The organism is Leclercia sp. Colony189 (genome assembly GCF_009740165.1).
Lineage (GTDB): Bacteria > Pseudomonadota > Gammaproteobacteria > Enterobacterales > Enterobacteriaceae > Enterobacter.
This window is the reverse complement of the sequence record NZ_CP046557.1, coordinates 4,225,367-4,245,872: the sequence shown is the minus strand read 5'-3', so window position 1 is coordinate 4,245,872 and position 20,506 is coordinate 4,225,367. Positions and strand designations below refer to the sequence as shown.

19 protein-coding genes and 2 tRNA genes are annotated in these 20,506 nt (G+C 55.3%); 16 read left to right on the top strand and 5 right to left on the bottom strand.

Annotation, left to right across the window (positions count from 1 at the left end; translation table 11 throughout):
* Positions 1–25 precede the first annotated feature (25 nt).
* Positions 26–358, top strand: coding sequence for a preprotein translocase subunit SecG (gene secG / locus GNG29_RS20215; protein WP_039031650.1), 333 nt, complete (start codon positions 26–28; stop codon positions 356–358).
* Positions 359–371: 13 nt separating this feature from the next.
* A tRNA-Leu gene (locus GNG29_RS20210) sits at positions 372–458 on the top strand.
* Positions 459–622: 164 nt separating this feature from the next.
* Here GNG29_RS20210 and argG read toward each other — a convergent pair.
* Positions 623–1,969 (bottom strand): argininosuccinate synthase, encoded by a 1,347-nt coding sequence (gene argG / locus GNG29_RS20205; protein WP_114316586.1) that lies wholly within the window; start codon positions 1,967–1,969, stop codon positions 623–625.
* A 286-nt stretch (positions 1,970–2,255) separates the two neighbouring features.
* Between argG and GNG29_RS20200 the strand changes: the two genes are divergently transcribed.
* The 12 genes from GNG29_RS20200 to mtr all read left to right on the top strand — a co-directional run bounded on the left by GNG29_RS20200 (position 2,256) and on the right by mtr (position 15,926).
* Positions 2,256–2,332: transfer RNA gene (locus GNG29_RS20200), tRNA-Met, on the top strand.
* Between the two features lie 207 nt (positions 2,333–2,539).
* Entirely contained in the window at positions 2,540–2,992 is a 453-nt protein-coding gene (gene rimP / locus GNG29_RS20195; RefSeq protein ID WP_139156304.1) for a ribosome maturation factor RimP, read from the top strand.
* Positions 2,993–3,020: 28 nt separating this feature from the next.
* Positions 3,021–4,508, top strand: a complete 1,488-nt coding sequence (gene nusA, locus GNG29_RS20190) for a transcription termination factor NusA (RefSeq protein WP_103177167.1) — start codon at positions 3,021–3,023, stop codon at positions 4,506–4,508.
* A gap of 24 nt (positions 4,509–4,532) precedes the next feature.
* A complete protein-coding gene (infB, locus tag GNG29_RS20185; protein ID WP_103177166.1) occupies positions 4,533–7,220 on the top strand; it encodes a translation initiation factor IF-2 in 2,688 nt (895 codons plus the stop codon).
* 101 nt (positions 7,221–7,321) lie between these two features.
* Positions 7,322–7,723, top strand: coding sequence for a 30S ribosome-binding factor RbfA (rbfA, locus tag GNG29_RS20180; protein WP_103177165.1), 402 nt, complete (start codon positions 7,322–7,324; stop codon positions 7,721–7,723).
* Positions 7,723–8,667: a tRNA pseudouridine(55) synthase TruB gene (truB, locus tag GNG29_RS20175; protein ID WP_103177164.1), complete on the top strand. Its 945-nt coding sequence runs from the start codon at positions 7,723–7,725 to the stop codon at positions 8,665–8,667. Before rbfA ends, truB begins: the two co-directional genes overlap by 1 nt.
* Before the next feature lie 152 nt (positions 8,668–8,819).
* Positions 8,820–9,089 (top strand): 30S ribosomal protein S15, encoded by a 270-nt coding sequence (rpsO, locus tag GNG29_RS20170; RefSeq protein WP_032614416.1) that lies wholly within the window; start codon positions 8,820–8,822, stop codon positions 9,087–9,089.
* 240 nt (positions 9,090–9,329) lie between these two features.
* The gene (gene pnp, locus GNG29_RS20165) at positions 9,330–11,465 is read left to right on the top strand and encodes a polyribonucleotide nucleotidyltransferase (protein ID WP_103177163.1); all 2,136 of its coding nucleotides are present in this window, start codon (positions 9,330–9,332) and stop codon (positions 11,463–11,465) included.
* Between the two features lie 110 nt (positions 11,466–11,575).
* Positions 11,576–12,460 carry a lipoprotein NlpI gene (gene nlpI, locus GNG29_RS20160; RefSeq protein ID WP_103177162.1) on the top strand — a complete coding sequence of 295 codons (885 nt, stop codon included), beginning with the start codon at positions 11,576–11,578 and terminating at the stop codon, positions 12,458–12,460.
* 106 nt (positions 12,461–12,566) lie between these two features.
* Positions 12,567–12,647, top strand: a complete 81-nt coding sequence (yrbN, locus tag GNG29_RS23550) for a protein YrbN (RefSeq protein WP_103177161.1) — start codon at positions 12,567–12,569, stop codon at positions 12,645–12,647.
* Positions 12,640–14,538 (top strand): DEAD/DEAH family ATP-dependent RNA helicase, encoded by a 1,899-nt coding sequence (locus GNG29_RS20150; RefSeq protein WP_156655272.1) that lies wholly within the window; start codon positions 12,640–12,642, stop codon positions 14,536–14,538. The genes yrbN and GNG29_RS20150 overlap by 8 nt, the downstream gene beginning before the upstream one ends.
* Before the next feature lie 143 nt (positions 14,539–14,681).
* Positions 14,682–15,926, top strand: coding sequence for a tryptophan permease (gene mtr, locus GNG29_RS20145; protein ID WP_156655271.1), 1,245 nt, complete (start codon positions 14,682–14,684; stop codon positions 15,924–15,926).
* A gap of 82 nt (positions 15,927–16,008) precedes the next feature.
* Here the strand turns inward: mtr and GNG29_RS20140 are convergent, their stop codons facing one another.
* The 3 genes from GNG29_RS20140 to GNG29_RS20130 form a co-directional block, all read right to left on the bottom strand.
* A complete protein-coding gene (locus GNG29_RS20140) occupies positions 16,009–17,016 on the bottom strand; it encodes a luciferase-like monooxygenase (protein WP_103824913.1) in 1,008 nt (335 codons plus the stop codon).
* Positions 17,017–17,094: 78 nt separating this feature from the next.
* Positions 17,095–17,973 (bottom strand): U32 family peptidase, encoded by an 879-nt coding sequence (locus GNG29_RS20135; protein ID WP_156655270.1) that lies wholly within the window; start codon positions 17,971–17,973, stop codon positions 17,095–17,097.
* Positions 17,974–17,981: 8 nt separating this feature from the next.
* Positions 17,982–18,977 (bottom strand): peptidase U32 family protein, encoded by a 996-nt coding sequence (locus GNG29_RS20130; protein ID WP_103177156.1) that lies wholly within the window; start codon positions 18,975–18,977, stop codon positions 17,982–17,984.
* 220 nt (positions 18,978–19,197) lie between these two features.
* Here GNG29_RS20130 and GNG29_RS20125 point away from each other — a divergent pair, with 220 nt between their 5' ends.
* Both GNG29_RS20125 and GNG29_RS20120 read left to right on the top strand, forming a co-directional pair.
* Positions 19,198–19,722, top strand: a complete 525-nt coding sequence (locus GNG29_RS20125; protein ID WP_103824910.1) for an SCP2 domain-containing protein — start codon at positions 19,198–19,200, stop codon at positions 19,720–19,722.
* Complete coding sequence (locus GNG29_RS20120; protein ID WP_103177154.1) at positions 19,716–20,219, top strand: GNAT family N-acetyltransferase; 504 nt, start codon at positions 19,716–19,718, stop codon at positions 20,217–20,219. The genes GNG29_RS20125 and GNG29_RS20120 overlap by 7 nt, the downstream gene beginning before the upstream one ends.
* Here the strand turns inward: GNG29_RS20120 and GNG29_RS20115 are convergent.
* Positions 20,206–20,505 carry a GIY-YIG nuclease family protein gene (locus GNG29_RS20115; protein ID WP_103177153.1) on the bottom strand — a complete coding sequence of 100 codons (300 nt, stop codon included), beginning with the start codon at positions 20,503–20,505 and terminating at the stop codon, positions 20,206–20,208. The two genes, GNG29_RS20120 and GNG29_RS20115, sit on opposite strands and share 14 nt — an antisense overlap.
* Between the last annotated feature and the right edge of the window lies 1 nt (position 20,506).

Below are 20,506 nucleotides of genomic sequence, written 5' to 3'. Positions count from 1 at the left end.
CAAATCCGCAAGGAACAGGTTGATTATGTACGAAGCTCTTTTGGTTGTTTTCCTTATTGTAGCCATCGCTCTGGTAGCGCTGATCATGCTGCAGCAAGGTAAAGGCGCTGATATGGGGGCCTCTTTTGGAGCAGGCGCTTCTGGTACGCTGTTCGGTTCAAGTGGTTCTGGTAACTTCATGACCCGCGCAACGGCGATTCTGGCAACGCTGTTTTTCATCATCAGTCTGGCGCTTGGCAATATCAATAGCAACAAGATCAACAAAGGAAGCGAGTGGGATAACCTGAGCGCGCCAGCGAAATCTGAGCAGACTCAGCCAGCTGCACCGGCTAAGCCGACCAGCGATATCCCGCAGTAAGAGTAGTATCTGTGCTGAGGTGGTGGAATTGGTAGACACGCTACCTTGAGGTGGTAGTGCCCTAACGGGCTTGTGGGTTCGAGTCCCATCCTCAGTACCAATATTCCGAAAGAAAGACGTCGAAAGACGTCTTTTTTTTCGTCTGTGCGTTGTCTTTTCGTAGGCCCGGCAAGCGTTGCACCGCCGCGCTTGCCCGCCCTACATGTCACGAAATTCGGCAATAAAAAAGGCGCCCTCAGGCGCCTTTTGCATCTTAATTCGCGATTACTGCTTATCGCTGTTTTCCAGATTCTCAACCTGCGGCAGGCCGTTACCGGTGGAGACGGAGAGCAGACCGTTCTCGGTATAGGTGAACAGCTTGGCGCGGGTATCGGTGATATCCAGATTACGCATCGTCAGCTGACCAATACGGTCGTCCGGCGAGAAGACAGAATCACCTTTTTCCATGGTCAGACGCTCTGGCTGGTAGGTCAGGTTGTCAGAGACCGTATTCAGAATCGAGTAGTCATTGCCGCGACGCAGTTCTAAGGTCACTTCACCGGTGATGGCGCTCGCCACCCAACGCTGCAGGGCATCACGCAGCATCAGCGCCTGCGGATCGAACCAGCGGCCCTGGTACAGCAGTTTACCTAACTGGCGACCGTGGGAGTGATACTGCTCGATGGTATCTTCGTTATGAATGCCGGTCAGCAGACGCTCGTAAGCGATGTGCAGCAGCGCCATCCCCGGGGCTTCATAGATGCCACGGCTCTTCGCTTCGATGATACGGTTTTCAATCTGATCGCTCATACCCAGACCGTGACGGCCACCAATGCGGTTAGCTTCCAGCATCAGTTCCACGTCGTCAGAGAAGGTCTGACCGTTCAGGGCAACCGGGTGGCCGCGTTCAAAACGCACGGTCACTTCTTCTGCCTGGATTTTGACGTTTTCGTCCCAGAACTTCACGCCCATGATCGGGTTGACGATCTTCACGCTGGAGTTCAGGTATTCCAGGTCTTTTGCTTCGTGGGTAGCACCCAGCATGTTGGAGTCGGTTGAATAGGCTTTCTCGACCGACATTTTGTAATCGAAACCGCAGGCGATCATAAATTCAGACATTTCATGACGGCCGCCCAGCTCATCGATGAAATCGGTATCGAGCCACGGCTTGTAGATCTGCAGCTCGGCGTTAGTCAGCAGGCCGTAACGATAGAAGCGCTCGATATCGTTGCCTTTATAGGTACTGCCGTCGCCCCAGATGTTGACGCCATCTTCTTTCATGGCAGCAACCAGCATCGTACCGGTAACAGCACGGCCCAGCGGCGTGGTGTTGAAATAGGTCAGCCCGCCGGTAGTGTTGTGGAAAGCGCCGCACTGAATAGCAGCGATACCTTCGGCAACCAGCTGCTTACGGCAGTCAATCAGGCGTGCGTTCTCTGCACCGTACTCCATGGCGCGACGCGGGATGGCTTCGTAATCGTCCTCATCCGGCTGACCCAGGTTCGCAGTATATGCATACGGAACCGCTCCCTTCTGGCGCATCCACAGCAGTGCAGCGCTGGTGTCCAGACCGCCGGAAAAAGCGATGCCAATACGTTGTCCTTGCGGAAGATGCTTGAGAATCGTCGTCATAAAATAAAACCCTGCTTGATTGACTGATGAGTGATCGCTTCACTCTAAAATGCATGTTTATGCAGAATAAGTGAGTTTTCATTTAATCATCTTTTGGCAAGTACCGAAAGAGATTCATGTATTTTTTGTAAAAATTTCCCGCCTGAATCGCTGCTGTTCACAGGGTTGACAGCGGGGGTACGCTATCAATATACTGTATGCCGATTTTACGTCCCGTCCTCGGTACCAAATCCCAGCATTATTTGCATTTTTTACCCACAGCGAGTAGAATTTGCCACGTTTCAGGCGCGGGGTGGAGCAGCCTGGTAGCTCGTCGGGCTCATAACCCGAAGGTCGTCGGTTCAAATCCGGCCCCCGCAACCACTTTCCTATAAAGTCCTTTTTCAAATATACTGTGAAGACTTAGCGCCTTCGTAGCTGGATTTGAAAAAATTCTTTTTGAAAGTGCTCCAGGCCACAGTTGTGGCTATAGGGTTCAGTTATCTAAAGCCCCGATTTATCGGGGTTTTTTGTTATCTGACTACAGAATAACTGGGCTTTATGCCCTTTTTTTACGTCTTGGGGGTGGGCTTGTCCACATTAGAGCAAAAATTAACAGAGATGATTACAGCACCGGTCGAAGCACTGGGCTACGAACTGGTCGGCATCGAATTCGTTCGGGGTCGTACATCCACGCTGCGCATCTATATTGATAGTGAAGATGGCATCAATGTTGATGATTGTGCTGATGTCAGCCACCAGGTGAGTGCGGTTCTTGACGTTGAAGATCCCATTACTGTTGCCTACAACCTGGAAGTTTCCTCGCCTGGTCTCGACAGACCAATGTTCACGGCTGAACACTACACGCGCTTTACTGGTGAAGAAGTGGCTCTCGTTCTGCGCATGGCCGTACAGAACCGCCGTAAATGGCAAGGGGTTATTAAAGCCGTTGATGGTGAGATGATCACGGTTACAGTCGAAGGCAAAGATGAAGTGTTCGCGCTGAGTAATATCCAGAAGGCGAACCTGGTTCCCCACTTTTAACAGTCTGGATTGAGGTGAAAAGCCCGCGATGAACAAAGAAATTTTGGCTGTTGTTGAAGCCGTTTCCAACGAGAAAGCCCTGCCGCGTGAGAAAATTTTCGAAGCGCTGGAAAGTGCACTGGCTACGGCAACCAAGAAAAAATATGAACAAGAGATCGATGTCCGCGTTGAAATCGATCGCAAAAGCGGTGACTTCGATACTTTCCGTCGTTGGCTTATCGTTGAAGAAGTGACCCAACCCACGAAGGAAATCACCCTCGAAGCGGCGCGTTTCGAAGATGAAAGCCTGAACATTGATGATTACGTTGAAGATCAGATCGAATCTGTGACCTTCGACCGTATCACCACGCAGACCGCGAAACAGGTTATCGTACAGAAAGTACGTGAAGCTGAGCGTGCGATGGTTGTTGACCAGTTCCGCGAGCACGAAGGTGAGATCATCACCGGCGTGGTGAAAAAAGTTAACCGCGACAACATCTCCCTGGATCTGGGTAACAACGCGGAAGCGGTTATCCTGCGTGAAGATATGCTGCCACGCGAAAACTTCCGTCCGGGCGACCGTATTCGCGGCGTACTCTATTCCGTGCGTCCAGAAGCCCGCGGTGCTCAGCTGTTCGTGACCCGTTCTAAGCCTGAGATGCTGATCGAACTGTTCCGCATCGAAGTGCCGGAAATCGGCGAAGAAGTTATCGAGATTAAAGCAGCTGCCCGCGATCCGGGTTCCCGTGCGAAAATCGCGGTGAAAACCAACGACAAACGTATCGATCCGGTCGGTGCTTGCGTCGGTATGCGTGGCGCGCGCGTTCAGGCCGTTTCGACTGAACTCGGCGGCGAGCGTATTGATATCGTTCTGTGGGACGACAACCCGGCGCAGTTCGTGATTAACGCGATGGCTCCGGCGGATGTTGCCTCTATCGTCGTCGACGAAGATAAGCACACCATGGATATCGCCGTTGAAGCCGGTAACCTGGCACAGGCGATTGGCCGTAACGGTCAGAACGTCCGTCTGGCGTCGCAGCTGAGCGGCTGGGAACTCAACGTGATGACCGTTGACGACCTGCAGGCGAAGCACCAGGCTGAAGCCCATGCAGCGATTGATACCTTCACTAAGCATCTGGACATTGACGAAGAGTTCGCCACCGTTCTGGTTGAAGAAGGCTTCTCTACGCTGGAAGAACTGGCCTATGTGCCAATGAAAGAACTGCTGGAAATTGACGGTCTGGATGAAGCCACCGTTGAAGCCCTGCGTGAACGCGCTAAAAACGCACTGACCACCCTGGCACTGGCTCAGGAAGAAAGCCTTGGTGATAACAAGCCGGCTGATGACCTGCTGAATCTGGAAGGTCTTGATCGTGCGATCGCGTTCAAGCTGGCTGCCCGTGGTGTTTGTACGCTGGAAGATCTCGCTGAGCAAGGCGTTGATGACCTGGCCGATATCGAAGGTTTAACCGACGAGAAAGCCGGCGAACTCATCATGGCCGCACGTAATATCTGCTGGTTCGGCGATGAAGCGTAATAAACTGTAGCAGGAAGGAACAGCATGACTGATGTAACTGTAAAAACGCTGGCTGCTGAGATTCAGACCTCCGTGGATCGCCTGGTACAGCAATTTGCTGATGCAGGGATCCCGAAGTCCGCTGATGACTCGGTGACCGCGCAAGAAAAACAAACCTTGTTAACGCATCTGAACCGTGAACATGGTTCAACGCCTGACAAGTTAACGCTGCAGCGCAAAACGCGTAGCACGTTAAACATTCCAGGTACCGGTGGAAAAAGCAAATCGGTACAAATCGAAGTCCGCAAGACGCGCACCTTTGTAAAACGTGATCCGCAAGAGGCAGAGCGCCTCGCTGCGGAAGAGCAGGCACAGCGTGAAGCGGAAGAGCAAGCCCAGCGTGAGGCGGAAGAAAACGCCAAACGTGAGGCAGTATTAAAAGCTGAACGTGAGGCCGCAGAAAAAGCGAAACGTGACGCCGCTGAAAAAGCGAAGCGCGACGCTGCGGAAAAAGACAAAGTGAGCAATCAACAGACTGACGATATGACCAAAACCGCCCAGGCTGAAAAAGCCCGCCGTGAAAATGAAGCAGCTGAGCTGAAGCGTAAAGCGGAAGAAGAAGCCCGCCGCAAGCTCGAAGAAGAAGCCCGTCGCGTTGCTGAAGAAGCGCGCCGTATGGCAGAAGAGAACGAGAAAAACGGGGTGAATACCGCTGAACCGTCCGAAGACACCAGCGACTATCACGTCACTACCTCCCAGCACGCGCGTCAGGCAGAAGATGACAACGACCGTGAAGTTGAAGGTGGTCGTGGCCGCACGCGTAGTGCAAAAGCCGCGCGTCCAGCCAAAAAAGGCAACAAGCACGCCGAATCAAAAGCTGACCGTGAAGAAGCACGTGCTGCCGTTCGCGGTGGTAAAGGCGGCAAGCGTAAAGGTTCCGCTCTGCAGCAGGGCTTCCAGAAGCCAGCGCAGGCCGTTAACCGTGACGTTGTGATCGGCGAAACCATCACCGTTGGCGATCTGGCTAACAAGATGGCGGTTAAAGGCTCTCAGGTCATCAAAGCGATGATGAAGCTGGGCGCAATGGCGACCATCAACCAGGTTATCGACCAGGAAACCGCACAGCTGGTTGCCGAAGAGATGGGCCACAAAGTTATCCTGCGTCGTGAAAACGAGCTGGAAGAAGCGGTAATGAGCGACCGTGACACTGGCGCAGCAGCTGAGCCGCGTGCACCGGTTGTGACCATCATGGGTCACGTTGACCACGGTAAAACCTCTCTGCTGGACTACATTCGTTCTACGAAGGTTGCCTCCGGCGAAGCAGGCGGCATTACCCAGCACATCGGTGCATACCATGTAGAAACCGATAACGGGATGATCACCTTCCTGGATACCCCGGGGCACGCCGCGTTTACCTCCATGCGTGCACGTGGTGCTCAGGCAACGGATATCGTTGTTCTGGTTGTCGCAGCAGACGATGGCGTCATGCCACAGACCATCGAAGCTATCCAGCACGCGAAAGCGGCGCAGGTGCCTCTGGTTGTTGCAGTGAACAAAATCGATAAGCCAGAAGCGGACATGGATCGCGTTAAAAACGAACTGTCCCAGTACGGTGTTATGCCGGAAGAGTGGGGCGGTGAGTCTCAGTTCATCCCGGTTTCTGCAAAAGTGGGTACCGGTATCGATGACCTGCTGAACGCTATCCTGCTGCAGGCTGAAGTTCTGGAGCTGAAAGCGGTTCGCAATGGTATGGCGAGCGGTGCGGTAATCGAATCCTTCCTGGATAAAGGCCGTGGCCCGGTTGCGACCGTTCTGGTACGTGAAGGTACCCTGAACAAAGGCGACATCGTGCTGTGTGGCTTCGAATATGGCCGTGTTCGTGCAATGCGTGACGAACTGGGTCGCGAAGTGCTGGAAGCGGGTCCATCCATTCCTGTGGAAATCCTGGGTCTCTCCGGTGTTCCGGCGGCCGGTGATGAAGTGACCGTTGTTCGTGACGAGAAGAAAGCGCGTGAAGTTGCGCTGTACCGTCAGGGCAAATTCCGTGAAGTTAAACTGGCTCGTCAGCAGAAATCTAAACTCGAGAACATGTTCGCCAACATGACCGAAGGCGAAGTTCACGAAGTGAACGTGGTTCTGAAGGCTGACGTTCAGGGTTCTGTGGAAGCGATCTCCGACTCTTTACTGAAACTCTCTACCGACGAAGTGAAAGTGAAGATCATCGGTTCCGGCGTAGGTGGTATCACCGAAACCGACGCAACCCTGGCTGCAGCGTCCAACGCGATTCTGGTTGGCTTCAACGTGCGTGCTGATGCCTCTGCGCGTCGCGTGATCGAAGCGGAAAGCCTGGATCTGCGTTACTACTCCGTCATCTATAACCTGATCGACGAAGTGAAAGCGGCGATGAGCGGTATGCTGTCTCCGGAACTGAAACAGCAGATCATCGGTCTGGCTGAAGTGCGTGACGTGTTCAAATCACCGAAATTCGGTGCGATCGCGGGCTGTATGGTTACCGAGGGTAACATCAAACGTCACAACCCAATCCGCGTACTGCGTGACAACGTGGTTATCTACGAAGGTGAGCTGGAATCCCTGCGCCGCTTCAAAGATGACGTTAACGAAGTCCGTAACGGCATGGAATGTGGTATCGGCGTTAAGAACTACAACGACGTTCGCGTTGGCGATATGATCGAAGTGTTCGAGATCATCGAGATCCAACGCACTATCGCGTAATCTTCGCTAAGATTGCCGATTGTAGGCCGGGATCGCCTCGCGCCACCCGGCATTAAATTTCAAAAGGGGCTTTGGCCCCTTTTTTGTCTGGAGAATTTATTATGGCGAAAGAATTTGGTCGCCCGCAGCGCGTGGCTCAGGAGATGCAAAAAGAGATCGCAATCATCCTTCAGCGCGAAATCAAAGACCCGCGCCTGGGGATGATGACCACCGTGTCTGGCGTGGAGATGTCCCGCGACCTGGCGTATGCCAAAGTGTTTGTGACCTTCCTGAATGACCAGGATGAAGACGCGGTTAAGAACGGTATTAAAGCGCTGCAGGAAGCCTCTGGTTTCATCCGCTCTCTGCTTGGCAAAGCGATGCGCCTGCGTATCGTGCCAGAGCTGACCTTCTTCTACGACAACTCGCTGGTCGAAGGGATGCGCATGTCCAACCTGGTCACCAGCGTGGTGAAGCAGGATGATGAGCGTCGTGTGAACCCGGACGATAAAAAGGAGGACTGATGAGTCGTCCTCGTCGTCGCGGTCGCGACGTGCACGGCGTGCTGCTGCTGGATAAACCGCAGGGTGCATCCAGCAACGACGTGCTGCAAAAAGTTAAGCGTATATATAACGCCAACCGCGCGGGGCACACCGGGGCGCTGGATCCGCTGGCGACCGGTATGCTGCCGATTTGTCTGGGTGAAGCGACCAAGTTTTCCCAGTATCTGCTGGATTCGGACAAACGCTACCGCGTGATTGCAAAGCTTGGCCAGCGCACGGACACCTCCGATGCCGATGGTCAGGTTGTCGAAGAGCGTCCGGTGACGTTCAGCAGCGAACAGCTTGATGCCGCGCTCGAGAGCTTCCGTGGCGACACCCAACAGGTGCCGTCCATGTACTCGGCGCTGAAGTATCAGGGCAAAAAGCTCTATGAGTATGCGCGTCAGGGGATTGAGGTGCCACGCGAGGCCCGTCCGATTACGGTCTATGAGCTGCTATTCATTCGTCACGAAGGCGATGAGCTGGAGCTGGAAGTGCATTGCTCAAAAGGCACCTATATCCGCACCATCATCGACGATCTGGGTGAGAAGCTGGGCTGTGGCGCGCACGTTATTTATCTGCGTCGTCTGGCAGTCAGCAAGTACCCGGCTGAACGTATGGTGACGCTGGAGCAGCTGCAGGCGCTGGTGGACCAGGCGCAGGAGCAGGGCACAGAGGCTGCGGACCTGCTTGACCCATTACTGATGCCAATGGACAGTCCTGCTTCGGACTATCCGGTTGTCAATCTGCCGCTGACCTCCTCCGTTTACTTTAAAAACGGCAACCCGGTGCGCACGACGAATGTCCCGGCGCAAGGGCTGGTGCGCGTTACGGAAGGGGATGACAACACCTTTATCGGGATGGGTGAAATCGACGACGAAGGTCGTGTTGCCCCACGCCGTCTGGTGGTTGAATATCCGGCATAAGCTGACGCCTTGCCTTGCGATAAGCAGGGGAGGCGGGTAGAATATTGCGGCTTAACGTCTGGTAAATTGTTTAACAATTGGCATACGTTATACATGGGAAAGCTGAATTAGAGATCGGCCTCCTTTCATTCTTTAAATTTTGGAGTTTTAAAATGTCTCTAAGCGTTGAAGCTAAAGCTAAAATCGTTTCTGAGTTTGGTCGTGATGCTAACGACAGCGGTTCTACCGAAGTTCAGGTTGCACTGCTGACTGCACAGATTAACCACCTGCAGGGTCACTTTGCAGAGCACAAAAAAGATCACCACAGCCGTCGTGGTCTGCTGCGCATGGTTTCTCAGCGTCGTAAACTGCTCGACTACCTGAAACGTAAAGATGTTGCACGCTACACCGCGCTGATCGAGCGTCTGGGCCTGCGTCGCTAAGTCTTGCGAGTTTCAGAAAAGGGGGCCTTATGGCCCCTTTTTTCAACCAGACCGCAGCAATTCACTGGAAACTAATGTATTGTTGCTATAAATGATCTTCATTGCAGAGGTTCGCGCGGCTAATGAGAGGCTTCACCCATGGGGGTGTCGGTTGTCATTAGTCGCGAGGATGCGAAGAAGGTCCGGTAAAAGTCAGCACGCCTTTGGTGTGCTGTCATTCATTTAAGAAAGGACAGAATCTTGCTGAATCCGATCGTTCGTAAATTCCAGTACGGTCAACATACCGTTACGCTGGAAACCGGCATGATGGCACGTCAGGCTACTGCTGCTGTTATGGTAAGCATGGATGACACCGCGGTATTCGTGACCGTTGTTGGCCAGAAAAAAGCTAAACCAGGTCAGGACTTCTTCCCACTGACCGTAAACTACCAGGAGCGTACTTACGCTGCCGGTAAAATCCCGGGTGGTTTCTTCCGTCGTGAAGGCCGTCCAAGCGAAGGCGAAACCCTGATCGCGCGTCTGATTGACCGCCCGGTTCGTCCGCTCTTCCCGGAAGGCTTCGTTAACGAAGTTCAGGTTATCGCGACCGTTGTTTCCGTTAACCCACAGGTTAACCCGGACATCGTTGCGATGATCGGCGCATCCGCAGCCCTCTCCCTGTCTGGTATTCCATTCAACGGTCCTATCGGTGCTGCGCGCGTGGGTTACATCAATGACCAGTACGTTCTGAACCCAACTCAGGACGAACTGAAGTCAAGCAAGCTGGACCTGGTTGTTGCCGGTACAGAAGCGGCGGTACTGATGGTTGAATCCGAAGCAGAACTGCTGAGCGAAGACCAGATGCTGGGCGCGGTGGTCTTTGGCCACGACCAACAGCAGATCGTTATCCAGAACATTAACGACCTGGTGAAAGAAGCCGGTAAACCACGTTGGGACTGGCAGCCAGAAGCGGCAAACGACGCGCTGAATGCGCGCGTTGCAGCCCTGGCCGAAGCGCGTCTGAGCGATGCTTACCGCATCACCGACAAGCAAGAGCGTTATACCCAGGTTGACGCGATCAAATCTGAAACCATCGCTACGCTGGTGGCAGAAGATGAGTCCCTGGACGCTAACGAGCTCGGCGAAATCCTGCACGCTATCGAGAAAAACGTTGTTCGTAGCCGCGTTCTGGCAGGCGAGCCGCGTATCGATGGCCGTGAAAAAGATATGATCCGTGGTCTGGATGTGCGTACTGGCGTGCTGCCACGTACTCACGGTTCCGCGCTGTTCACCCGTGGTGAAACGCAGGCGCTGGTTACCGCGACCCTGGGTACTGCCCGTGACGCACAGAACATCGACGAACTGATGGGCGAGCGCACTGACAGCTTCCTGTTCCACTACAACTTCCCTCCGTACTCCGTAGGTGAAACCGGTATGGTTGGCTCGCCGAAGCGTCGTGAAATTGGTCACGGTCGTCTGGCGAAGCGCGGCGTGCTGGCTGTGATGCCAGATGCTGATAAATTCCCGTACACCGTTCGTGTGGTTTCTGAAATCACCGAATCTAACGGTTCCTCTTCTATGGCTTCCGTGTGCGGTGCTTCTCTGGCACTGATGGATGCGGGCGTACCGGTGAAAGCGGCCGTTGCGGGTATCGCAATGGGTCTGGTGAAAGAAGGCGACAACTTCGTTGTTCTGTCTGACATCCTGGGCGACGAAGATCACCTGGGTGACATGGACTTCAAAGTCGCGGGTTCCCGCGAAGGTATCTCTGCCCTGCAGATGGATATCAAAATTGAAGGCATCACCAAAGAGATCATGCAGGTTGCGCTGAACCAGGCTAAAGGTGCACGTCTGCACATCCTGGGCGTGATGGAACAGGCGATCAACGCGCCGCGTGGCGATATTTCTCAGTTCGCTCCACGTATCCACACCATTAAGATCAGCCCGGACAAGATCAAAGACGTTATCGGTAAAGGCGGTTCTGTTATCCGTGCTCTGACCGAAGAGACTGGCACCACCATCGAAATCGAAGATGACGGTACTGTGAAGATCGCAGCGACCGACGGCGAGAAAGCGAAATACGCTATCCGTCGTATCGAAGAGATCACTGCCGAGATCGAAGTGGGCCGTGTCTACAATGGTAAAGTGACCCGTATCGTTGACTTTGGCGCATTCGTTGCCATCGGTGGCGGTAAAGAAGGTCTGGTTCACATCTCTCAGATCGCTGACAAGCGCGTTGAGAAAGTGACCGATTACCTGCAGATGGGTCAGGAAGTGCCGGTTAAAGTTCTCGAAGTTGACCGTCAGGGCCGTATTCGTCTGAGCATCAAAGAAGCGACCGAGCAGTCTCAGCCTGCCGCTGCGCCGGAAGCTCCGGCTGGCGAACAGGGCGAGTAAGGTTGCCGTTTGCCCCCCGTGCAAGCGGGGGGCTTGTTATCAGGCAGGACGCCTTGTTAAGCCGCCGGGGGACAGGACGTTCATCCAATAGTTGTCTTCGGGAGTGGGAAATGAAGCCTTTTCTGCGCTGGTGTTTCGTTGCGACAGCTTTGACGCTGGCAGGATGCAGCAACTCTGCCTGGCGTAAAAGTGAAGTCCTCGCAGTGCCACTGCAACCGACTTTGCAGCAGGAAGTGATTCTGGCACGCATGGAACAAATTCTTGCCAGTCGGGCTTTAACCGATGACGAACGCGCACAGCTTTTATATGAGCGCGGAGTGTTGTATGATAGTCTTGGTCTGAGGGCACTGGCGCGAAATGATTTTTCACAAGCGTTGGCGATCCGACCGGATATGCCTGAAGTATTCAATTACTTAGGCATTTATTTAACGCAGGCAGGCAATTTTGATGCTGCCTATGAAGCGTTTGATTCTGTACTTGAGCTTGATCCAACTTACAACTACGCGCACTTGAATCGCGGTATCGCATTGTATTACGGCGGTCGTGACAAGTTAGCGCAAGATGATCTGCTGGCGTTTTATCAAGACGATCCTAACGATCCTTTCCGTAGCCTGTGGCTTTTCATTGTTGAGCAGAAGCTCGACGAAAAGCAGGCTAAAGACGCGTTAAAGCAACGCTTCGACAAATCGGACAAGGAGCAGTGGGGATGGAATATTGTCGAGTTCTACCTGGGCGACATTAGCGAAGCAACGCTAATGGAACGCTTGAAGGCGGACGCAACGGATAACACCTCGCTCGCTGAGCATCTCAGTGAAACCAACTTCTATTTAGGTAAGTACTACCTAAGTCTGGGGGATACGGACAGCGCTACGGCACTGTTCAAGTTAGCGGTTGCTAACAACGTACACAACTACGTTGAGCACCGTTATGCATTGTTGGAATTATCGCTCTTGGGCCAGGAGCATGACGACCTGGCAGAATCGGACCAGCAATAGCTGACGACATAAACATCAGCCCGTAATCTTTTGATTGCCATCACCTTTACTGGTGAGGGCGTTGTTGTTCGTCAATACACCTACTTTGAGCCGGTTCACACTTTCAATGAAAATTACTGAAAATTTTCACGATAAGTTATGTAGACTGGCCGCCATTGACATTGAGGCACTCGTACTACATGGCTGAATTCGAAACCACTTTTGCAGATCTGGGCCTGAAGGCTCCTATCCTTGAAGCCCTTAACGATCTGGGTTACGAAAAACCATCTCCGATCCAGGCAGAATGTATCCCACATCTGCTCTCTGGTCGTGACGTGCTGGGCATGGCCCAGACTGGTAGCGGTAAAACCGCAGCGTTCTCGCTGCCGCTGCTGAATAACATTGACCCGGACCTGCGTGCACCGCAGATCCTCGTACTGGCTCCGACCCGTGAACTGGCTGTTCAGGTGGCGGAAGCTATGACTGAATTCTCTAAACACATGCGCGGCGTAAACGTGGTTGCCCTTTACGGCGGCCAGCGTTATGACGTGCAGTTACGCGCCCTGCGTCAGGGTCCACAGATCGTCGTCGGTACGCCGGGTCGTCTGCTGGATCACCTGAAACGCGGTACGCTGGATCTCTCTAAACTGAGCGGTCTGGTACTGGATGAAGCTGACGAAATGCTCCGCATGGGCTTCATCGAAGACGTAGAAACCATCATGGCGCAGATCCCGGAAGGTCATCAGACCGCCCTGTTCTCTGCCACCATGCCGGAAGCGATCCGTCGCATTACCCGCCGCTTCATGAAAGAGCCGCAGGAAGTGCGCATCCAGTCCAGCGTGACCACTCGCCCGGACATCAGCCAGAGCTACTGGTCTGTGTACGGTATGCGTAAAAACGAAGCGCTGGTGCGTTTCCTGGAAGCAGAAGATTTTGATGCGGCGATCATCTTCGTTCGTACCAAAAATGCGACCCTGGAAGTGGCAGAAGCCCTGGAGCGTAGCGGCTACAACAGCGCAGCGCTGAACGGCGACATGAACCAGGCGCTGCGTGAGCAGACGCTGGAGCGTCTGAAAGACGGTCGTCTGGATATCCTGATTGCAACCGACGTGGCAGCACGTGGTCTGGACGTTGAACGTATCAGCCTGGTTGTTAACTACGACATCCCGATGGACTCCGAGTCTTACGTTCACCGTATCGGCCGTACCGGTCGTGCAGGTCGTGCGGGCCGTGCGCTGCTGTTCGTTGAGAACCGCGAGCGTCGTCTGCTGCGTAACATCGAACGCACCATGAAGCTGACCATTCCAGAAGCAGACCTGCCAAACGCAGAGCTGCTGGGCAAACGCCGTCTGGAAAAATTCGCCGCGAAAGTCCAGCAGCAGCTGGAGAGCAGCGATCTGGATCAGTACCGTGCGCTGCTGACGCAGATCCAGCCGACCGCCGAAGGCGAAGAGCTGGATATCGAAACGCTGGCCGCTGCACTGCTGAAGATGGCGCAGGGCGAACGTTCTCTGATCGTGCCGCCAGATGCACCGATGCGTCCTAAGCGTGAGTTCCGTGACCGTGACGATCGTTTCGAACGTCGTGGCGACCGCAACGATCGTGGCCCGCGTGGCGACCGTCCAGAGCGTGGTGGTGAAGACCGTCCACGTCGCGAACGTCGTGATGCTGGCGAAATGGAACTGTACCGCATTGAAGTGGGTCGTGATGATGGTGTTGAAGTTCGTCATATCGTTGGCGCGATCGCTAACGAAGGCGACATCAGCAGCCGTTACATCGGTAACATCAAGCTGTTCGGTACCCACTCCACCATCGAACTGCCAAAAGGTATGCCGGGCGAGGTTCTGCAGCACTTTACCCGTACCCGCATCCTGAACAAGCCGATGAACATGCAGCTGCTGGGCGATGCTCAGTCGCGTCCGGACCGTGGCGGCGAACGTCGTGGCGGTGGCCGCAGCTTCGGTGGCGAGCGTCGTGAAGGCGGTCGTGGTCCTCGTCGTGAAGGGGCTGCACCAGGTGCAGGCCGTTTCAGCGGTGAGCGTCGTGAAAGCCGTGGCCCACGTCGCGAAGATGGCCCGGTTCGTCGTCGTGACGCGTAAGCTTCACGCCCTGTAGCGTAAAGTAAAATATACAGCCCCGATATTTTTATCGGGGCTTTTTTTATTCCTTTTGTACTATTGTACTGGTACAGTGCAGCACATTAAGATGCAGGTCCCAAATTATTGACTGGAGAAAAGGCTGTATGGCGACACTAACCACCACCCAAACGTCACCTTCACTGCTCGGCGGTGTGGTGATCATCGGCGGCACCATCATAGGTGCGGGGATGTTCTCCCTGCCGGTGGTCATGTCCGGGGCGTGGTTCTTCTGGTCGCTGGCGGCGCTGGTCTTTACCTGGTTCTGTATGCTGCACTCGGGGCTGATGATCCTCGAAGCTAATCTCAACTACCGCATTGGGTCGAGCTTTGACACCATCACCCGCGACCTGCTGGGCAAGCGCTGGAATATCGTCAACGGTATCTCCATTGCCTTTGTGCTCTATATCCTGACCTACGCCTATATCTCGGCGAGCGGTTCGATTCTGCATCACACCTTCGCAGAGATGTCGCTGAACGTACCGGCGCGGCTGGCGGGGCTCTGCTTCGCCCTGGGTGTGGCGTTTATCGTCTGGATGAGTACCAAAGCGGTGAGCCGGATGACGGCCATTGTGCTGGGCGCCAAAGTCATCACCTTTTTCCTGACCTTCGGCAGCCTGCTGGGGCATGTTACGCCCGCCACGCTGTTTAACGTGGCGCAGAGCAACACGTCGTATTCACCCTATCTGCTGATGACCCTGCCGTTCTGTCTGGCGTCGTTTGGCTATCACGGTAATGTGCCGAGCCTGATGAAATATTACGGCAAAGATCCGCGCACCATCACCCGCTGCCTGGTCTACGGCACGCTGCTGGCGCTGGGGCTGTATGTCATCTGGCTGCTGGGGACGATGGGTAACATTCCGCGTCCGGAGTTCATCGGCATTGCGCAGAAGGGCGGGAATATTGATGTGCTGGTGCAGGCGCTGAGTGGCGTGCTCAACAGCCGCAGTCTGGACCTGCTGCTGGTGATCTTCTCCAACTTCGCCGTGGCGAGCTCGTTCCTTGGCGTGACCCTGGGGCTGTTTGACTATCTGGCCGATCTCTGTGGCTTTGATGACTCTGCGCTGGGGCGTCTGAAAACCGCGCTGCTGACCTTCCTGCCGCCGGTCATTGGTGGCCTGCTGTGGCCGAACGGTTTCCTGTATGCCATTGGCTATGCGGGGCTGGCGGCAACGATCTGGGCGGCGATTGTTCCGGCGCTGCTGGCGCGTAAATCACGCAAGCGCTTCGGTAGCCCAAAATTCCGCGTCTGGGGCGGCAAGCCGATGATTGCGCTGATCCTGATCTTCGGTATCGGCAACGCAGTGGTCCACGTGCTGTCGAGCTTTAATCTGCTGCCTGTATATCAGTGAACATAATGCCCGGTGGCGCTTCGCTTACCGGGCCTACAGGGATGGAGTAGGCCGGGCAAGCGCAGCGCCGCCCGGCAAAAAACTACCCCACCAGCTCCTCTTTCACCTGCATCGCCAGATCGAACGAATGCAGACGCGCCTGGTGATCGAAGATCTGGCCGTTGACCATGATCTCATCAGCCTGCGTCTCACGCAGCACCGCTTCCAGCCCGTGACGCACCTTCGCTTTATCCCCTACCAGCGACATGCTTAACGCCTGCTGCACGCCATACTGTTCTGATGCCGACCATAGCTGGTGCATATTCTCCACCGGCGGTGGCAGTTGCCCCGTCTCGCCGCGGCGCAGCTTCATAAAGGCCTGCTGCATGGAGGTAAACAGGAATTCCGCATCGCGGTTGCTGTCAGCGGCAATGATGTTGATGCACACCATCGCATACGGTTTTTCCAGCCGCGCCGAAGGCTTAAAGTTAGTGCGATAGAGATGCAGTGCCTGGTGCAGCATATCCGGCGCAAAGTGCGACGCAAACGCAAACGGCAGGCCCAGCTGCGCGGCCAGCTGCGCGCTGTAGAGGCTGGAGCCTAACAGCCACACCGGGATCTGCTCGCCGTAGCCCGGCACCGGACGCACCTGCGGATTTGGGTCACGGGCATCAAACCACTCCACCAGTTCAAGCACGTCGCGGGGGAAGTTATCGATGTCACCGCTCATATGGCGACGCAGGGCGCGCATGGTAGGCTGATCGCTGCCCGGTGCGCGACCCAGTCCCAGGTCGATACGGCCCGGATAGAGGGTATTGAGGGTGCCAAACTGCTCGGCAATAACCAGCGGCGAATGGTTAGGCAGCATCACGCCGCCCGAGCCTAAATGGAGCGTCGTGGTATTCGCCGCCAGATAGCCGAGCAGCACTGAGGTGGCGGCGCTGGCGATCCCGACCATATTGTGGTGTTCCGCCAGCCAGTAGCGATGATAGCCGCGCTGTTCAGCCAGGCGGGCGAGATCCAGTGAGTGGGTAAAGGCTTCCCTTGCCGAGGAGCCTTCAGGGATCGGCGCCAGGTCCAGCACCGAAAACGGAATGGATTTATCAGTCATAGCAGCTCACTTTGTCGACGGTGAATCTTTAATAGTGCATTAAAATTTTACAGTCGTTGTTAACAAAGTGAGCCTTTTTTAGTCCTGCAGCTCCAGCCCGGCGAGACGTCGCCAGTAGCCGTTGCACTCGCTGTTCGCCGTCAGCGGCAGTGGGGCTGCGCCATTTTCATTGGCGCGGAAGGCGTCGATCATGGCGAAGGTATCGGTGCCCAGCGGCGACAGACGCACCATATCCACCAGCCCTTTCATTGAGGCCAGTTCGTTGCCGAGGTTGTAAACGTAGCCGCTCATGGTCTGAATGCCGTTGAGGACAAACACCTGCTGTTTCTCCTGCGACAGCATACTGCGTCCGTTGGGGTATTTGATGCAGCAGGTTTCGCACTCATCTTTCGGCAGGTTCTCTGAACGCGCGGTAAAGCAGCGGGCGGAGTAAGCCAGCGGCAGATGCCCGTAGCTGAGCACTTCCACTTCAAACTGATTGCGGATCCCCAGCTCGTCGCACTGCGCCAGGATGTTCACCAGCCAGTCTCGGGAGAGTTCCACCGGCATACACCAGCGTGTCATCCCCTGTCTGAGCAGCAGGCGCAGCGCCACGGCGTTGTAGCAGTTCAGCGCATGCCCGGCGACAAACGGCAGCTTGCGCTCGGCGCACAGGTTCACTACGCCGAGATCGCTGGCCTCCAGCAGAAATTCACCGTTCTCCACGTAGCGCTTGAGCTCATTCAGTTCTGACGAGGCCTGAACCAGCGCCAGTGTAGAGAGCACGACCTGCTTGCCACTGTCGGCCAGGGTTTTCGCCATCTCCAGCCAGTCACCCACCTTTGTAGCGCGACGCTTACTACAGACCGCCTCGCCGAGGTAGATCACATCCGCCTGGCTGGTTGCCGCCTGCTGATAAAAGTCTTCCAGCGTCTCTTTCGACCAGTAATAGAGCACCGGTCCTAATGAATATTTCATGCTTTATCTCACTGCCATTTACGGTGATACGCACCCAGCGTGGTCTGCGTGCCTTCGGACATCGAGCCGAGCGTCTCCATCCACGCCGGTTCTGGCGTATAGCTCTGCGGATTTGCCATGCAGCGATCGATCGCCTGGCGCCACACTTTTGCCACCTGGCTGACATAGGCCGGGCTGCGCTGGCGTCCTTCGATTTTCACCGAGGCGATATTGGCGGCCAGCAGTTCCGGCAGCAGTTCAAGGGTGTTCAGGCTGGTGGGCTCCTCCAGTGCATGGTAGCGCTCGCCATCCACCAGATAGCGACCTTTGCACAGCGTCGGATAGCCGGCGTTTTCATCATCCTGATAGCGGTCGATCAGCACCTCGTTCAGACGCGACTCCAGCCCCTGCGGGGTTTGCTGCCAGCGCACGTAGCGGGCAGGGGAGCAGGCGCCCACGGTGTTGGGCGATTCCCCGGTGAGATAAGAAGAGAGGTAGCAACGCCCTTCAGCCATGATGCACAGGCTGCCAAAGGCAAAAACTTCCAGCGGAACTGGCGTGACCCGCGCCAGTTGCTTAACCTGATGAATAGAGAGCACGCGCGGCAGCACCACGCGCGACACCTCAAAATGTCGATGATAAAAGCGTATGGCCTCTTCGTTGGTAGCAGACGCCTGTACGGAGACATGGCGCTCAATGTGGGGATAGCGTTCTGCGGCATACTCCAGCATGGCGAGATCGGCCAGAATCAGGGCGTCGGCACCCAGCTGTGCCGCCATATCCACCGCGCGCTGCCAGCGTTGATAGCCGTCGGGGTGGGCAAAGGTATTGATAGCGATATGCAGTTTACGGCGATGAAGATGTACGAAGCTCACCGCTTCCTGCAGTTTTTTCTCGGTAAAATTGAGACCAGCGAAGTGACGGGCATTGGTATCGTCCTTCAGCCCGATATAAACCGCATCGGCGCCGTTTTCGATGGCCGCCTTTAGCGCCGGTAAGTTCCCGGCAGGGCAGAGCAGCTCCATAATTTATCCTGACGTTCGCAGCCCCAGAGGGATGCAAAATTGTTATCGAACAGGGATTTTAATTAACCATCCGGCGACAATTTTTGATTTAAGGCAGCTAATGGCGTATTGATGACACCAATAATGGGTTACGCCGGATGTCAGTTTGTTGATTTACCCCGCTATACCGACGACTGGATATGGCAAAATATCAGGACCATAGATATCAGGAGTATTGCTCGTGCTGGATAAACTGCGTTCACGTCTCGTACAATTTGGCCCGTCGCTGCTGAGCGTGCCGGTTAAGCTCGCGCCCTTTGCCCTGAAGCGCCAGGTACTGGAGCAGGTGCTCAGCTGGCAATTCCGCCAGGCGCTGGCGGATGGCGAGCTGGAATTTCTTGAAGGGCGCTGGTTACGTATCGAGGTGCGGGATATTGGTCTGCGCTGGTACACCTCCGTTGAAAATGAACAGCTGGTGGTGCGCGAATCCGCCGAGGCGGACGTCAGCTTTAGCGCTGACGCCAGCGATCTGCTGATGATCGCGGCACGCAAGCAGGATCCCGACACGCTCTTCTTCCAGCGTCGTCTGGTGATTGAAGGCGATACCGAGTTAGGTCTGTATGTCAAAAACCTGATGGATGCGATTGAACTGGAACAGATGCCGAAGCCGCTGCGCGTGGCCCTGTTGCAACTGGCCGATTTTGTCGAGGCGGGTCTGAAAACTCCGCCGGAAAGTAAACACACTTCTGTAGGTGAGCCATGTTGATTCGAGTAGAAATTGGCATCGATGCCCCGGGTATTGACGCCTTATTACGCCGGTCGTTTGAAGGGGAAGGTGAAGCGCAACTGGTTCGCGATCTTCGTGAAGACGGCCTGATTACGCTGGGTCTGGTCGCCACCGATGATGAAGGTCAGGTCGTTGGCTACGTGGCCTTTAGCCCGGTCATCGTGCAGGGCGAAGAGCTGCAGTGGGTTGCCATGGCGCCGCTGGCGGTGGATGAAAACTATCGCGGACAGGGCCTGGCGCGCCAGCTGGTCTACGAAGGGCTGGATTCACTCAATGAGTTTGGCTACGCCGCGGTCGTGACGCTGGGCGATCCGGATTTCTACAGCCGTTTAGGCTTCGAGAAAGCGGCACATTACGATCTGCGTTGCCGCTGGCCGGGCACCGAGTCGGCTTTCCAGGTCCACCGTCTGGCCGACGATGCGCTTAACGGCGTGAGCGGCCTGGTGGAATACCACGATCGCTTCAATAGCTTTTAACCGGCGGCCTTTGCAGGCTCTCGCGTAGCGCCTCAAACGTCCCGTCTCCGCTGACGAGGCGCTCTTTCTGGCGCTTCGTGAGCTGTTTAATGCGGTACTCCAGCCGGAGCGCCAGCGAGCGATCGCCTGCGACCGCGGAAAACGCCAGCGTCAGCTCTCCTTTACCCCTCAACGCCTTCGCCCCTTTTCCCGTCTGATGTTGCAGGAAGCGGCGCGGCACATCGGTTGTGATGCCCGTATAGAGCGCATTATCAGCGGTTCGAACAAGATAGAGAAACCAGCACACG

What these genes read in the sequence shown, in the direction of transcription:
- GNG29_RS20130 (WP_103177156.1), bottom strand. Translation starts at nt 18,977, where the DNA reads ATGGAGCTGCTCTGCCCTGCCGGGAACTTACCGGCGCTAAAGGCGGCC.
- argG (WP_114316586.1), bottom strand. Translation starts at nt 1,969, where the DNA reads ATGACGACGATTCTCAAGCATCTTCCGCAAGGACAACGTATTGGCATC.
- GNG29_RS20140 (WP_103824913.1), bottom strand. Translation starts at nt 17,016, where the DNA reads ATGACTGATAAATCCATTCCGTTTTCGGTGCTGGACCTGGCGCCGATC.
- GNG29_RS20150 (WP_156655272.1), top strand. Translation starts at nt 12,640, where the DNA reads ATGGCTGAATTCGAAACCACTTTTGCAGATCTGGGCCTGAAGGCTCCT.
- infB (WP_103177166.1), top strand. Translation starts at nt 4,533, where the DNA reads ATGACTGATGTAACTGTAAAAACGCTGGCTGCTGAGATTCAGACCTCC.
- GNG29_RS20120 (WP_103177154.1), top strand. Translation starts at nt 19,716, where the DNA reads ATGTTGATTCGAGTAGAAATTGGCATCGATGCCCCGGGTATTGACGCC.
- yrbN (WP_103177161.1), top strand. Translation starts at nt 12,567, where the DNA reads ATGAAAATTACTGAAAATTTTCACGATAAGTTATGTAGACTGGCCGCC.
- mtr (WP_156655271.1), top strand. Translation starts at nt 14,682, where the DNA reads ATGGCGACACTAACCACCACCCAAACGTCACCTTCACTGCTCGGCGGT.
- nlpI (WP_103177162.1), top strand. Translation starts at nt 11,576, where the DNA reads ATGAAGCCTTTTCTGCGCTGGTGTTTCGTTGCGACAGCTTTGACGCTG.
- GNG29_RS20135 (WP_156655270.1), bottom strand. Translation starts at nt 17,973, where the DNA reads ATGAAATATTCATTAGGACCGGTGCTCTATTACTGGTCGAAAGAGACG.
- truB (WP_103177164.1), top strand. Translation starts at nt 7,723, where the DNA reads ATGAGTCGTCCTCGTCGTCGCGGTCGCGACGTGCACGGCGTGCTGCTG.
- secG (WP_039031650.1), top strand. Translation starts at nt 26, where the DNA reads ATGTACGAAGCTCTTTTGGTTGTTTTCCTTATTGTAGCCATCGCTCTG.
- nusA (WP_103177167.1), top strand. Translation starts at nt 3,021, where the DNA reads ATGAACAAAGAAATTTTGGCTGTTGTTGAAGCCGTTTCCAACGAGAAA.
- rbfA (WP_103177165.1), top strand. Translation starts at nt 7,322, where the DNA reads ATGGCGAAAGAATTTGGTCGCCCGCAGCGCGTGGCTCAGGAGATGCAA.
- rpsO (WP_032614416.1), top strand. Translation starts at nt 8,820, where the DNA reads ATGTCTCTAAGCGTTGAAGCTAAAGCTAAAATCGTTTCTGAGTTTGGT.